Origin of the sequence: Pseudomonas flavocrustae, from assembly GCF_029872515.1 — a bacterium.
Taxonomy (GTDB): domain Bacteria; phylum Pseudomonadota; class Gammaproteobacteria; order Pseudomonadales; family Pseudomonadaceae; genus Chryseomonas; species Chryseomonas aestiva.
Genome location: NZ_JAPDIQ010000013.1, coordinates 52530 through 66141 on the forward strand (window position 1 = coordinate 52530; position 13612 = coordinate 66141).

11 protein-coding genes are annotated in these 13612 nt (G+C 65.6%); 7 read left to right on the forward strand and 4 right to left on the reverse strand.

What is annotated here, in order from left to right:
* Nucleotides 1-19: 19 nt before the first annotated feature.
* The 6 genes from OMP44_RS22225 (at nucleotide 20) to pncB (ending at nucleotide 4991) form a co-directional block, all read left to right on the forward strand.
* Complete coding sequence (locus OMP44_RS22225) at nucleotides 20-694, forward strand: response regulator transcription factor (protein ID WP_133863004.1); 675 nt, start codon at nucleotides 20-22, stop codon at nucleotides 692-694.
* Between the two features lie 2 nt (nucleotides 695-696).
* Complete coding sequence (locus OMP44_RS22230) at nucleotides 697-1986, forward strand: sensor histidine kinase (protein WP_273863084.1); 1290 nt, start codon at nucleotides 697-699, stop codon at nucleotides 1984-1986.
* Nucleotides 1987-2077: 91 nt separating this feature from the next.
* The gene (locus OMP44_RS22235; RefSeq protein WP_133863002.1) at nucleotides 2078-2764 is read left to right on the forward strand and encodes a class I SAM-dependent methyltransferase; all 687 of its coding nucleotides are present in this window, start codon (nucleotides 2078-2080) and stop codon (nucleotides 2762-2764) included.
* Nucleotides 2765-2791: 27 nt separating this feature from the next.
* Nucleotides 2792-3490 carry a lipopolysaccharide kinase InaA family protein gene (locus tag OMP44_RS22240; protein WP_280311320.1) on the forward strand — a complete coding sequence of 233 codons (699 nt, stop codon included), beginning with the start codon at nucleotides 2792-2794 and terminating at the stop codon, nucleotides 3488-3490.
* Nucleotides 3487-3705, forward strand: coding sequence for a hypothetical protein (locus tag OMP44_RS22245; RefSeq protein ID WP_178083940.1), 219 nt, complete (start codon nucleotides 3487-3489; stop codon nucleotides 3703-3705). The genes OMP44_RS22240 and OMP44_RS22245 overlap by 4 nt, the downstream gene beginning before the upstream one ends.
* 83 nt (nucleotides 3706-3788) lie before the next feature.
* Entirely contained in the window at nucleotides 3789-4991 is a 1203-nt protein-coding gene (gene pncB / locus OMP44_RS22250) for a nicotinate phosphoribosyltransferase (RefSeq protein WP_187978459.1), read from the forward strand.
* A 27-nt stretch (nucleotides 4992-5018) separates the two neighbouring features.
* On the opposite strand, the gene selO is transcribed toward pncB, so the two are convergent.
* The 3 genes from selO to OMP44_RS22265 form a co-directional block, all read right to left on the reverse strand.
* Nucleotides 5019-6479, reverse strand: coding sequence for a protein adenylyltransferase SelO (gene selO / locus OMP44_RS22255; RefSeq protein WP_280311322.1), 1461 nt, complete (start codon nucleotides 6477-6479; stop codon nucleotides 5019-5021).
* A 185-nt stretch (nucleotides 6480-6664) separates the two neighbouring features.
* The gene (mscK, locus tag OMP44_RS22260; RefSeq protein ID WP_280311324.1) at nucleotides 6665-10009 is read right to left on the reverse strand and encodes a mechanosensitive channel MscK; all 3345 of its coding nucleotides are present in this window, start codon (nucleotides 10007-10009) and stop codon (nucleotides 6665-6667) included.
* A gap of 98 nt (nucleotides 10010-10107) precedes the next feature.
* Nucleotides 10108-11847 carry a potassium/proton antiporter gene (locus tag OMP44_RS22265; RefSeq protein WP_133862997.1) on the reverse strand — a complete coding sequence of 580 codons (1740 nt, stop codon included), beginning with the start codon at nucleotides 11845-11847 and terminating at the stop codon, nucleotides 10108-10110.
* A 129-nt stretch (nucleotides 11848-11976) separates the two neighbouring features.
* On the opposite strand from OMP44_RS22265, the gene OMP44_RS22270 reads away from it, so the two are divergent.
* The gene (locus OMP44_RS22270; RefSeq protein ID WP_280311327.1) at nucleotides 11977-12813 is read left to right on the forward strand and encodes a 23S rRNA (adenine(2030)-N(6))-methyltransferase RlmJ; all 837 of its coding nucleotides are present in this window, start codon (nucleotides 11977-11979) and stop codon (nucleotides 12811-12813) included.
* Nucleotides 12814-12937: 124 nt separating this feature from the next.
* Here the strand turns inward: OMP44_RS22270 and msrA are convergent, their stop codons facing one another.
* Nucleotides 12938-13597, reverse strand: a complete 660-nt coding sequence (gene msrA / locus OMP44_RS22275; protein WP_187978461.1) for a peptide-methionine (S)-S-oxide reductase MsrA — start codon at nucleotides 13595-13597, stop codon at nucleotides 12938-12940.
* Nucleotides 13598-13612: the final 15 nt, after the last annotated feature.

Sequence of the window (13612 nt, forward strand, 5' to 3'; positions counted from 1 at the left end):
CGGGCAAGAGGTCAGCGACATGCGTATCCTGGTGGTGGAAGACAACCGCGACATCCTCAGCAATCTGCTGGACTACCTCAGTCTCAAGGGCTACAGCGTGGATTGCGCCCAGGATGGGCTGTCGGGCCTGCACCTGGCCGCGACCGAGCACTATGACCTGCTGATCCTCGACATCATGCTGCCCGGCATCGATGGCTACACCCTCTGCCAGCGGCTGCGCCAGGATGCCCGCCGCGACACCCCGGTGATCATGCTCACCGCCCGCGATCAACTCGACGATCGTCTGGAAGGCTTTCGCTCCGGCGCCGACGACTATCTGGTCAAGCCCTTCGCCCTGTCCGAATTGGCCGCCCGCGTCGAGGCGGTCATGCGCCGGGCCAAGGGTGGCGGGCGCCGGCAGCTGCAGGTCGCCGATCTCAGCTATGACCTCGATACCCTGGAGGTCAGTCGCGCCGGCAAGCCGCTCAAGCTCAATCCCATCGGCCTCAAGATTCTCGCCCTGCTGATGCAGAAGTCGCCCCATGTGGTGCGGCGCGAGGTGCTGGAGGAAGCGGTATGGGGCGAGGACTACCCTGACAGTGACAGCCTCCGCAGCCACGTCCACCAGTTGCGCCAGGTGATCGACAAGCCCTTCGAGCAGCCGCTGCTGCGCACCATTCACGGCGTGGGCTACAAACTGGTCGAGCAGGACTAGCCATGGAATATCACCTGAGCCTGTCGCGACGGATCGTCATCGCCTTCGTGCTGATGACCTTTCTGGTGGGTGGCGTCTTTGCCCTGGGGATCGTCGCCGCGGTGCATACCGTCGAGGAACGCCTGATCTCCACCGATCTGCACAATGAACTGGAGCGCATGGTGCAGCGCGACATGAAGCGCGGCGGCCAGCCGGTGCTGGACCCGGACATGCGCCTGTATTTCGTGCCTCTCACCGAGGTGGCACAGCTGCCAGCGCACCTGCGCGAGCTGCCGGCCGGCTTCAGTGAAGTGGAGGAGGATCAACAGTACTTCTATGCCTATGTGGCCGAGCTGGAGGGCAATCACTTCGTCCTGCTGCAGAACCAGAGCGATTTCGAGGCGCGCGAACGCCTGCTCTACAAGGTGGTGCTGGTCGGCTTCCTGATCAGCGTGGCCCTGGCCTGGCTGCTGGGCTGGGCCCTGGCGCGGCGGGTGATCGCCCCGGTCGTACGGTTGGCGCGTCAGGTGCGCCGGCGTGACCAGTTGCTCGATGTAACCCCGCCCCTGGCGCCGGACTACGCCAAGGACGAGGTCGGCGAGCTGGCCGGGGCCTTCGATGATGCCCTGGAGCGCCTGCGTGCTGCCCTGGCCCGGGAACGGCTGTTCACCAGTGACGTCAGCCACGAATTGCGTACTCCGCTGATGGTGATCAATTCCTCCTGCGAATTGCTCGAGGCCACGCCGGATCTGCCAGCGCGGGCGAAGGGTCCGCTGGAACGGATGACCCGTGCGGCGCGGGAGATGCAGGAGCTGGTGCAGACCTTTCTGGCCCTGGCGCGCAACCAGGGCGACAACGACACCCAGGCCCCGCGGGCCACCCTGGCCGACGTGGCGCGGCGGCAAACGCAGGAGTGGCAGGCGGCGGTGGAAGCCAAGGGCCTGCAGTGGCGGCTGAGCGTGGCGCCGGGGGCTGACCAGGCGCTCTGGCACGAGCCCTTTCTGCGCTCGGTAATGAGCAATCTGTTGCGCAATGCGCTGCATTACACCGAGCGGGGTTACATCGGCCTGCATGTCGGGACGGACGGCTTCGTGGTGGAAGACAGCGGCGTCGGCATCCCCGAGGAGCAGCGCGAGGCGATGTTCCAGCCCTTCGTGCGGGGCGCGGAGGGGCGCGGCGAGGGCCTCGGGCTGGGCTTGTCGCTGGTGCGCAGGATCTGCCAGCTGCAGGGCTGGCACGTGACCCTGGGTGAAAGCACGGCGGGCGGTTGCCGCTTCGAGATAGCACTCGGCACCGACAGACTAGCGGACTGAGGTTACAGAAATTTCACAAAGGCTTGACCGGGGTTTGACAGGGGCCCGGATAGGGTGGCGGCACTTCTCCACTCCCTCAGGAGCCGCCTCCGTGAAAGCGCCCATCGACCTGCCCTTTTCGCAAAAGTACGACGCCGACCACGCCCGCCAGTATTACCTGAAGCATCAGGACGGTCTGGCCCGGCGTCTGTCCAACTGGCGCGACCAGCAACTGGCGCGGCAGGCCCTGAGCATCGCCGGCCAACCCAATCTGGTGCTGGATCTGCCCAGTGGGGCAGGGCGCTTCTGGCCGCTGCTGGCGGAAAAGCGCAATCGCCTGATCATCGGTGCCGATTACTCGGAAAACATGCTGGCCACCGCCCGCGATCAGCAGCCGGCGGACGTCGTGGCCCGAGTGAAGACGCTACAGACGTCGGCTTTCGCTATCGACCTGTCTGACAATTCTGTAGATTGCATTTTCTGTATGCGCTTGTTTCACCATGTGGGCGAATCGGCGGACCGACTGGCACTGCTGCAGGAGTTCCACCGGGTGACCCGCGACAGTGTCATCCTGTCGTTGTGGGTGGATGGCAACTTCAAGGCCTGGCGGCGTCAGGCGCTGGAGCGCCGTCGCAAGGCCCAGGGCCGCGACCGTGGCGGTTATCAGAACAGATTCATCGTCGAGCGCAGCCAGTTCGAGGCGGAGGTCGCCCAGGCCGGCTTCGTCGTCGACCGCGCTCTGGATTTCCTGCCGGGCTATGCCATGTGGCGGGTCTATGTCCTGCGCAAGGCCAATTGAAGCTATCTAGAATAAGAGAGGCAGCTGATGGGAGCCGTAACGCAAGGCGAAGAGCGTTTCGATCGCTGGTGGAACACCGCGGGTGACTGGGTGGAAGCCCCCAACGTCCGCCGCGGTGGCGAAAGCGGTGTTCAGCGCCTGCAGCTGCCCGACGGTACCCTGGCCTACGTCAAGCGCCAGGTCGGCCATCTCTATCGCAGCCTGCGTCATCCCCTGGGACGTCCCACCGCTCTGCGCGAGCGCGATGCGCTGATCGCCTTTCGCGACCTGGGCATTCAGGTTCCCGAACTACTGTTCTGCGATGCCCGGCATGCCCAGGGCGGCTGGCGCGCGCTGCTGGTGAGCGCCGCTCTGGAAGGCTATCAGGACCTCGATCAGTGGTACGCCGAAGGTGGCGGCCAGTCTCTCAGCGAAGCCGAGCACGAGCGTTTCCTGACCACCCTGGGAGAGGTGCTGGCGCGCATGCATCGGCACCGCTGGCAACACGGTTGCCTCTATCCCAAGCACATCTTCGTGGCCGACCGAGTCAGCCCTCAGGGCAAGGAATTCTCCGTCGCCCTGCTCGATCTGGAGAAATGTCGCCAGCGCATCGGTATAGACACGGCCGCCCGTCGGGATATGCTGCAATTACGCCGCCATTCGTCGTGGAATGCTGCGCAATGGCGAACTCTCCTCTACGTTTACCAACAGGCGTTGGGACGGAAGATCAGAGGGTTAGAGCCATGACTTCACAAATTACTCGAGGTTTGCTGATCGCGGCTTTCTGTGGGGTCACCACATTGGCCTATGCGAGCTGGCTGCGGCCGGCGGCGGTGGTGGTCGGCAGTGAAGGCCTCGAGTATTGCCAGACGCCGGTGGCTCGCAGCCTGACCACCTCCAGCACGGGTAGCCAGGACCTGCTGCTGTTTCTCTTCGGCATGACCCAGACCCACAACCGCTAGGCCCTCGGGCGGTCAAGCGCCTTTCGCTTCCTCGGCAAGTTGGGCATCCTGTCGTCTGACTTCTAGCTGCCGAGCCCCCGCCGATGATGGCCGATAGTTTTTCCGAGCAGGCCGTGCAAAGCCTGCTGGACACCGACTTCTACAAGCTCACCATGATGCAGGCCGTCCTGCACAACTATCCCAATGCGGAAGTCGAGTGGGCCTTTCGCTGCCGCAACGACGAAGACTTGCGGCCCTATCACGCGGCCATCCAGGCCGAGATCGATGCCCTCGCCGATGTCGCCATCAGCGACGGTCAGCTGGCCTTTCTCGAGCGCATCCCCTTCATCACCCCGGACTTCATCCGCTTCCTGCGGCTGTTTCGCTTCAATCCGTCCTATGTGTTCCTGGGCGAGGAAGAAGGGCGCTTCACCCTAACCCTGAAAGGTCCCTGGCTGCACCTGATCCTGTTCGAGGTGCCGATCCTGGCGCTGATCAGCGAGGTGCGCAATCGCCAGCGCCATGCCGATCTGCCGCTGCAGGTGGCGCAGGATCAGCTCTATCGCAAGTTCGACTGGCTGGCACGAGAGGCGGGCGCCGATGAACTGGCCGAGTTCAAGATGGCCGACTTCGGCACCCGGCGGCGTTTCTCCTATGGGGTGCAGGAGATGGTGGTGCGCAGCCTGAGGGACGACTTCCCCGGTCGCTTCGTTGGCACCAGCAACGTGCACCTGGCCTGGAAGCTGGATGTCGCGCCCCTGGGCACCATGGCCCATGAGTGGCTGATGGCGCACCAGCAACTGGGGCCGCGACTGATCGACAGCCAGATCTCCGCCCTCGACTGCTGGGTGCGCGAGTATCGCGGTCAGCTCGGTATCGCCCTGACCGACACCATCACCATGGATGCCTTCCTGCGCGATTTCGATCTCTACTTCGCCAAGCTGTTCGACGGCCTGCGGCACGACAGCGGCGATCCCCTGCAGTGGGCGGAAAAGGCCATCGCCCACTACCAGCAGCTGGGCATAGATCCCCTGACCAAGACCCTGGTGTTCTCCGACTCGCTCAACCTGGAAAAGGCCCTGGCGCTGTTTCGCGCCCTGCGCGAGCGGATCAACGTGAGCTTTGGTATCGGTACCCACTTCACCTGCGACATCCCCGGGGTGCAGCCGATGAACATGGTGCTCAAGATGAGTCGCTGCAACGGTCAGCCGGTGGCCAAGATCTCCGACGCCCCGGGCAAGGCCCAGGGCGGTGAGCCGGACTTCCTGCACTATCTGCGGCACGTCTTCCAGGTCAACGGCGCCTGAGTTCGGACGCCTTGCCAGGGCCGGCTCTCAGGACGAGCAGCTGATCTCCAAGTGCTTGCCCCAATCCGGCGGCCGCTGGGCGAAGCGCTCGCGTCCCGGCTGGGCCTCGAAGGGGCGTGACAGCACCTCGTGCAGCAGGCGCACCTCGCGGTAGTCGCCCGCTTCGGCCTGCTCGATGGCCTGCTGGGCCAGGTAATTGCGCAGCACATACAGCGGATTGACCGCATTCATGCGCGTGGTGCGGTCGGCTGCGGTACCGCCTTCGGCCTCCAGGCGCGCGCGATAGGCCTGGCCCCAGTCGTCGAAACCGCGCAGGTCGATGAAGTCCTCGCGCACCCGGGCCAACGCCGCGGCAGGTTCGTCTTCGCCCAGGTGACGGAAGAACAGGTGATAGTCCACGCCGCCCTGCTGCATAAGGGCCAGCAGGCGCTCGACCAGTTCCTGGTCTTCTTCCCGCGCGTCCTGCAGACCCAGCCGACGGCGCATCAGGTCGAGATAGTGCGCCTGGTACAGCGGCAGGAAGAGGGCGATGCTCTCCTGCAGCGTCTCCACCGCCACCTTGGGCGTCAGCGCCTGGGCCAGGGCCGCCAGGTTCCAGTGGGCAATGGGCACCTGGTTGCTGTAGGAGTAGCGCCCGGTGTGATCGGAGTGATTGCAGATGAACTGGGCGTCGAAGTCGTCGAGAAAGGCGAAGGGGCCGAAATCGAAGGTGAGCCCCAGGATCGAGAAATTGTCGGTGTTCATCACCCCGTGGCAGAAGCCATAGGCCTGCCAGTGGGCGATCAGCCGGGCGTTGCGCTCCACCACCTCGCGGAACAGCGCGGCCCAGGGCTCAGGCGTCGTCAGCAATTCGGGGAAGTGCGCGGCCAGCACATGCTCGCCCAGCTGCTCCAGCAGCTGATGCTGGCGGGTGTAGTAGAAGTATTCGAAATGGCCGAAGCGCACGTGGCTGGGCGCCATACGCAGCAGGGTGGCGCCGGTTTCCAGTCGTTCGCGCACCACCTGGGTGGCGGAGCCGATCACGCACAACGCCCGGGTGGTGGGGATGCCTAGGGCGTGCAGGGCCTCGGAAGCGAGGAATTCGCGGATGGAGGAGCGCAGCACGGCGCGGCCGTCGCCCATGCGCGAGAAGGGTGTAAGGCCGGCGCCCTTGAGGTGCAGGTCCCAGTGTTCGCCGCGGTCGTTGACCGCCTCGCCCAGCAGCAGGCCACGGCCATCGCCGAGGCGGGGGTTGTAGGAGCCGAACTGATGGCCGGAATAGACCATGGCCCGGGGTTCGGCGCTGTCCCAGAGCTGGGCCCCGGCGAACACCTGGGTGAATTCGGGCGTCTCGGCCACTGCCGGGTCCAGGTCCAGCAGCGCCATCGCTGCCGGCGAGGCGACCACCAGCCGCGGATCGTCCAGCGGCCGGGGGTCGATATGGGTGGAGAAGTCATCGCCCAGGCGGGCGAATCTGTTGTCGAAGGTCAGGTCGAGCAGCTGTTTCATGGGTATCCCAGGGGCTGTAGAGCCTGTTCATAATCTCGCGAGCTAGAGCCAAATAAGGCGAAAACGGCGGAGGAAGCGGATCGGACTCGCGCTCGAGTTTACGAGTGGTAAATGAGCATTCCGAAGCCATTTTCAACGCAGTTTGGCCGACGCGCAGCAAATTATGGACAGGCTCTTGGGGGCCGTCAGGCCTTGGATGGCTTGGGACCCTCGGCCTCCTGCTGGGCATCCCCTTCAGATAGGAGAGGCTTTTTGCCCAGTTGTTTCTCCGCTCCGTGGCGATTCTTCAGGGTGATTTCCATCTGCGGCGTCGACAGCAGGTTGATGCCGGCCTCGCGCAGCAGCTGGTCGACCCGGCGAATCAGCTCGTCGGTGGCGGCGCTGCGATCGCCCAGTTCCCGGACATAGATGCGCAATTCGTGATCGAGGGTGGTGGCGCCATAGTGGGTGACGAACAGCGAGGGTTCGGGGTCGTGCAGGACGCGAGTATTCTCCTTCACCGCCTGCATGATCAGCTGTTGCGCCTGGGCCAGGTCGCTGCCGCGATTGACCCCGAAGGTCAGCACGATGCGGGTAACGGTGTCGGTCAGCGTCCAGTTGATCAGCTGGCTGGTGACGAAGGTCTTGTTCGGCACCACCACCGACTTGCGATCGGCGTCGGTGATATGGGTGGCGCGGATGCGGATCTTGTTCACCGTGCCGGTCACGTTGCCGATGGTGATGAGATCGCCGACGCGCACCGGGCGCTCGAAGAGGATGATCAGACCGGAGATGAAGTTACCGAAGATCTCCTGCAGACCGAAACCCAGACCGACCGAAAGGGCGGTGGCCAGCCACTGCAGCTTGTCCCAGCTCACCCCCAGGGTCGCCAGGGTGGTCACGGTGCCGAAGCCGACGATGACATAGGACAGCAGGGTGGTGGTGGCGTAGGCGCTGCCCTGGGCCAGATTCAGGCGTGACAGCACCAGCACCTCCAGCAGGCCGGGCAGGTTGCGCGCCAGGGCGACGGTGAGGCCGGCGATCACCAGGGCGATGATGAACACCCGCAGCGTCAGGGGGACCTGGGTGGCGGCGGCGCCGGTGCCGCTGGTGTACTGGTAGAGGGTGACGTTGTCCAGGTAGGAGAACACCGCCACCACGTCGGCCCAGACCAGGTAGAGCACGCCGAGGAAGGCCAGCAGCAGGGTCAGGCGCAACAGCCGCGAGGACTGCTGGTTGACCTGTTCCATGTCCAGGGTCGGCTCCTGCACCACCTCGACGCCCTCGGCGTCCTCCTGCTGCGCCTGCCGCTTCTGGATGGCGCGCTGGTAGGCCAGGCGCCGCGCGGCTACGCTCAGGCCTCGGGCCAGGGTGGCTTCGAGGATGATCCAGGCCATCAGCACATAGAGGGTGTCCACCAGGCGATCGGTGAGCTTGAGCGCCGTGTAGTAGTAGCCGAAGAGCACGGCGAAGAACAGCACGGCCGGAATGGCGGTGATCATCAGGCCGAGCAGCAGGCGGAAGAACGGCAGGCGCTCGCGGGCGGTGGCATTGAGCAGGGAGCGACCGAGCATCCAGGCCAGGCTGGCATAGGCGACCAGCACGATGAGGATGCCGAGGACGTCGTCGGCGAGGCCAGCCAGCTGGCGCTCGGCGATGGCCACCACCGCCATCAGCGCCAGGGCCAGCAGCCCCACCCGTCTGACCAGCCGGCGCAACGATTGCGCCTGGGGCCGGGCCCAGCGGAAATGGGTCTCGGCCACGCCACCGGAGGCCAGCAGGCGATACACCGTGTAGAACACCAGCCAGCCGGCGGCGATCTCCAGCAGGGCCGCGCCGATGGCGGCGTTGACCCCGCGTTCGTCACCTTCCAGGGCCACGCCGCCCAGCCAGAGCACCAGGCTTGCCGGCAGGCCCAGCAGGATGGTGAGCAGGATCGCCTGGGGCGTGTGCAACTGGCTGTCGCGCTGATAGTGGCCGATGTCCTGGTTGAGCTTGTGGACCCGGCCATAGAGGCGTGGGCGCTGCCAGATCAGGGTGGCGAAGGCCAGCACCAGCGGCAGCAGCAGCAGCGGGCGCTCGGCCAGGCCGACATAGAGTTCATGCAGGCTGGAGCCCCAGGGCACGTCGCGCAGCTGCTGCAGCAGCTTGCGCGGCGCGGTCTTGACCCAGTTCCAGTCCAGCGGCTTGTTGCTGGGAATCCAGAACATCTGCTCGTCGAGGGTGCCGCGCAGGCTGGTGATGGTGCTGCGCAGCTGGTTCTGGTTGAGCTGCAGATCGATGGATTCGCTGAGCAGGGCATTGAGTTCGGTGTTGAGGCGCTCCTGCAGTTCGCTGCGGGTCTTGAGCAGGTCGAGCAGTTGCTGACGCAGCTGCGGGGTGGCCTTTTCCGGCGGCTGCTGGGCCAGCAGATTGTCGACGTAGCCTTCCGGATTGGCGATCTGGGCGCGCTGCTGATTGAGTTCGAACTGATAGAGGCGCAGATCGGCGATGTCGTCGGTGAGGTCCTTGTTGACCTTGACCGAGGGCAGTGCCGCCCGCTGCTGATAGAGCAGCTTGGACAGCAGCACGCTGCCCTTGAGCACGCCGATCTGCTGCTCCATGTTCTCGGTGGTCTGCTTGAGCTGGTCCAGCTGCTGACGCGACTCGAGATTGCGGCGGTTGAGGTCGTTGAGGCGATCGGTGGCGCGCAGCAGGTAGTCCGACAGCTGCAGATTGAGCCCGGTCTCCTGGGACAGCACATCGTCCCCGGCGGTCTTTTCCGATTCGCGGGAGGCTTCGGCCAGGGTCTTTTCCGATTGCTGGCGGCGCTTGCCGCTGATCAGCGTCTGCAGGTCCAGGGTCTCCTGCTCGTAGCGCTTGACCTGTTCGGTGAAGAGTTCGCGGCGGATGGCCCCCAGATCCTGCAGCACGCTGTTGCCGCCCAGTTCCTGGCGCAGCAGCTGGATCTGCGCATTGGCGGCCGCCTGTTCCGCCAGCAACTGACCACGTCGCTCGGGCGTAATTGGCTTGGCGTTCTCGCGCCCGTTCTTGAGCAGATCGGCGATCTGCTGCAGGCGCGTCTGCAGATTGGCGATGTCCACCTGGGCGCGTTCGGGACGGGTCTGGGCATTGATCACCAGACTGTTGGCCGCATTGAGGTCGTCCTGCACGCTGTTGAGCGCCAGGCTGGTCTCGCTCAGACGCTGCTCCAGGGCCTGGGGCGTGGCGCCGGCATAGCGCTGTTCGGCCGGTTTGATCGGCTCGGCGCGCAGTCGCGCCAGTTGCCGCTGGGCATCCTTGATCTGTTGCGGCGCCTGGGCCAGCTGCTGGCGCAGATCGGCCAGCTGCTTGACGTACTGGTCACGCTGATCGAGCAGCTTGAGGGTCTGCTGCAGACTGTCCTGGGCGGCGCTCTGCTCGGGGGCGGGCAGCTTGCGATCGGCCAGCCCGGTCAGATTCTGCTGCACCTGCTGGGCATCCGGCGGCCCGGAATCCTGAGCCACGGCAGGAAGGGTGAACAGGCAACCGCAGAGAGCGGCGGCGCGAAGCAGAGCGGACAGGCGGTGCATGCGGTGGGCGTCGGGCAGTGGAAAGGCGCGAGGTTAAAGCCAGGCTACCATGGGCGCAAGATAGCGCTTTCCAGGGCGCGAACCCTGTTCATCCACCGTTAAAGAAAGAGCGCGGGCCCGCTGCTGCGGCCTTCGGGAAACTTCACGCCGACCTTGCGCACGCGCTTGTTCTCGATGGCCGCGACGATCCAGACCAGGCCATTCCATTCCACCAGGTCGCCGACGATGGGTTCGCCGCCGATCTCGTGGGTGATGAAGCTGCCGAGGCGCTGGTTGCCGTCCACCTCGCCCAGTTGCAGGCCGTACAGCGCGGCCACGGCGCTGAGTTCGGCGTCGGCTTCCAGGACGAAGTCGCCGAAGAATCTCTGGGTCTGCTGCGGTGCCTGGCTGAACAGCCGGCCGAGGGCCGGCAGATCGTGCTCGTGGCCGACCACACAGAGGATGTCGCCGGCTTCCAGGGTGGTACTGCCGGAGGGGTGGAGCAGGGTCTCGCCGCGGAACAGCGCGGCGATACGGGTGCCTTCGGGCATCTTCAATTCGCGCAGGGCGGCGCCGATGCACCATTTCTCGGCGCCCAGGCGATAGATGAACAGCTCCCATTCGCTGGTCGGATGGACCTGCAGGCCGGCGCGGGAGAAGGGCGCCGGCTCCGGTGGCACCGTCACCTTGAGCAGCTTGGCGGCCAGCGGCAGGCTGGAGCCCTGCACCAGCAGCGACACCAGCACGATGAAGAAGGCCACGTTGAAGAACAGCTGGGCCTGGGGCAGCCCGGCCATCATCGGGAACACCGCCAGGATGATCGGGACCGCGCCACGCAGCCCGACCCAGGCGATAAAGGCCTTTTCCCGGTCGTGGAAGGCGCGGAAGGGCAGCAGGCCGATGGCCACCGACAGCGGGCGGGCGACCAGGATCATCCACAGGGCAAGGCCGAGGGCGGGCAGGGCGATGGGCAGCAGGTTGTGCGGCTCCACCAGCAGGCCCAGCACCAGGAACATGCCGATCTGCGCCAGCCAGGCCATGCCGTCGAGCATGTGCAGCATGCCGTGGCGACTGCGGATCGGCAGATTGCCCATCAGCAGACCGGCCAGATAGACCGCGAGGATGCCACTGCCATGGGCGGTGTTGGTCAGGGCGAAGATCAGCAGGCCACCGCTGATGGCCAGTAGCGGATAGAGGCCGTCGGCGAGGTGGATGCGATTGATCAGCTGCAGCAGCAGCCAGCCACCGCCCAGGCCGATTACCCCGCCGATGGCGAATTCGCTGACGAAATGCCCGAGCAGGCTCCAGGAAAAGCCGCTCTGGCCGCTGGCGAGCATCTCGATCAGGGTGACGGTGAGAAACACCGCCATGGGATCGTTGCTGCCCGATTCGATTTCCAGACTGGCGGTGACCCGTTCGTTGAGGCCCCGGCCGCCGAGCAGGGAAAACACCGCCGCAGCGTCGGTGGAGCCGACGATGGCGCCGATCAGCAGGCCCTGCAGCAGGCTGAGATCGAACAGCCAGGCGGCGGCGACCCCGGTCAGGCCGGTGGTGATCATCACCCCCACGGTGGCCAGCGACAGCGCCGGCCAGAGCGCCACGCGAAAACTCGACACCCGGGTGCGCATGCCGCCGTCGAGCAGGATCACCGCCAGCGCCAGGTTGCCCACCAGGTAGGCCATCGGATAGTTGTCGAAGGCGATGTGACCGGGACCGTCGATGCCGGCGAACATGCCGACCACCAGGAAGATCACCAGAATCGGGATGCCGACCCGCGAGGAAATCGAGCTGACCAGAATCGACAGGCCGATCAGCACCGCACCGATCAAGAACAAGCTGTTGATGGTGACAGCGTCCAAGCGTGACTCCTGGGGTAAAGAATTGAAGAACCTGGGGATTTAACCCGCTGGGTGGCCGGGGTGTCAAAGCGCGACGCCGCTGGCGCCCGAGGAAGACGGTACACTGTAGGGCTGACGCTGGAGTATCCCATGAATTACCGACACGCCTTCCACGCCGGCAATCACGCCGATGTCTTCAAGCACGCCACCCTGTTGCGCCTGGCCGCGCTGCTGGCGCGCAAGGAGACGCCCTTCGCCTATCTGGACAGCCATTCCGGCGTCGGTCGCTATGACCTGGCCGGCGATCAGGCCAGTCGCACCGACGAATGGCGCGAAGGCATCGGACGGCTGTGGACCCTGGAGTCCGCGCCGGCGGCCTTCGTCGGTTATCGCCAGGCGGTGGCGGCGCTCAATCCCGACGGCGCGCTGCGCTACTACCCCGGTTCGCCCGAGCTGATGCGCCAGGCCCTGCGTCCCCAGGATCGCCTGCTGCTCAACGAGCTGCACCCGGAGGATGGCCGCCTGCTCAAGGAAAACATGGCTCGCGATCGCCGGGTCGCGGTGCATCAGAAGGATGGCTGGCTGCTGCCGCGGGCGCTGCTGCCGGTCCCCGAACGCCGGGCCTTGCTGCTGATCGATCCGCCCTTCGAGAAGGCCGACGAGCTGGAGCGTTGCGTCAAGGCGGTCGCGGAGGCCATCGGCCGGATGCGCCAGACGGTGATTATGCTCTGGTATCCGATCAAGGATCGCCGCCAGCTCCGACGCTTTCATGCCGGTCTGCAGGCCAGCGGCGCGCCCAAGCTGCTCAATGTCGAATTGCTGATCCGCGCGGCGGACGATGCCACCCGGCTCAATGGCTCGGGGTTGGCCATCGTCAATCCGCCATGGGGACTGGAAGAAGAGTTGCGCGACCTGCTGCCCTGGCTGGCCGAGCATCTGGCCCAGGGCGAAGGCAGCTGGCGGCTGGACTGGCTGATCGCGGAATAGCGAGGCCCGGCGCTGTTGGGCTTCGCTGCGCTCAACCCAACCTACGGGAAAGGTTGGCGTAGGTTGGATCGAGGCGGCTCTACCGCCGACGCCCGACAAAGAGAGCCGCGGCAGCGGCTCGGGATCAGACCGCCAGGCTGGGCGGCAGGCAGACGCCGGTGCCGGCCAGGCCGCAATAGCCGTTGGGATTCTTCGCCAGATACTGCTGGTGATAGGCCTCGGCGTAGTAGAAGGGCGGCAGCGGGGCGATCTCGGTGGTGATCTCGCCATAACCGGCCTCGGCCAGTTGGGCCTGGAAGGCGGCCTGGCTGGCTTCGAAGGCTTCCTGCTGATTGTCGTCGGTGTAATACAGCGCCGAGCGATACTGGGTGCCGACGTCGTTGCCCTGGCGCATGCCCTGGGTCGGATCGTGGGCTTCCCAGAAGATCTTCAGCAGCGCCTCCAGCGAGGTCTGGGCCGGATCGAACACCACCAGCACCACCTCGGTATGACCGGTCAGGCCGGAGCACACCTCTTCGTAGGTCGGATTGGGGGTATGGCCGCCGGCATAGCCGGCCGCGGTGGTCCAGACGCCTGGCTGTTGCCAGAAGCGCCGCTCGACGCCCCAGAAGCAGCCCATGCCCACCACCAGACTCTGCAGACCGGTGGGGAAGGGGCCTTGCAACGGATTGCCGTTGACATAGTGGGCCGCGGGCACGGCCATGGCCGTCTCCCGGCCGGGCAGGGCCTGCTCGGCGGCGGGCAGATGAGTCTTCTTGGTCAGGATTTCGGAACGCAGGACCATGGGATACCTCGTGGG

Excerpts from the sequence above, each read along its gene's own strand:
- OMP44_RS22225 (WP_133863004.1), top strand. The coding sequence starts at position 20 with ATGCGTATCCTGGTGGTGGAAGACAACCGCGACATCCTCAGCAATCTG.
- OMP44_RS22230 (WP_273863084.1), top strand. The coding sequence starts at position 697 with ATGGAATATCACCTGAGCCTGTCGCGACGGATCGTCATCGCCTTCGTG.
- OMP44_RS22240 (WP_280311320.1), top strand. The coding sequence starts at position 2,792 with ATGGGAGCCGTAACGCAAGGCGAAGAGCGTTTCGATCGCTGGTGGAAC.
- OMP44_RS22245 (WP_178083940.1), top strand. The coding sequence starts at position 3,487 with ATGACTTCACAAATTACTCGAGGTTTGCTGATCGCGGCTTTCTGTGGG.
- pncB (WP_187978459.1), top strand. The coding sequence starts at position 3,789 with ATGATGGCCGATAGTTTTTCCGAGCAGGCCGTGCAAAGCCTGCTGGAC.
- selO (WP_280311322.1), bottom strand. The coding sequence starts at position 6,479 with ATGAAACAGCTGCTCGACCTGACCTTCGACAACAGATTCGCCCGCCTG.
- mscK (WP_280311324.1), bottom strand. The coding sequence starts at position 10,009 with ATGCACCGCCTGTCCGCTCTGCTTCGCGCCGCCGCTCTCTGCGGTTGC.
- OMP44_RS22270 (WP_280311327.1), top strand. The coding sequence starts at position 11,977 with ATGAATTACCGACACGCCTTCCACGCCGGCAATCACGCCGATGTCTTC.
- msrA (WP_187978461.1), bottom strand. The coding sequence starts at position 13,597 with ATGGTCCTGCGTTCCGAAATCCTGACCAAGAAGACTCATCTGCCCGCC.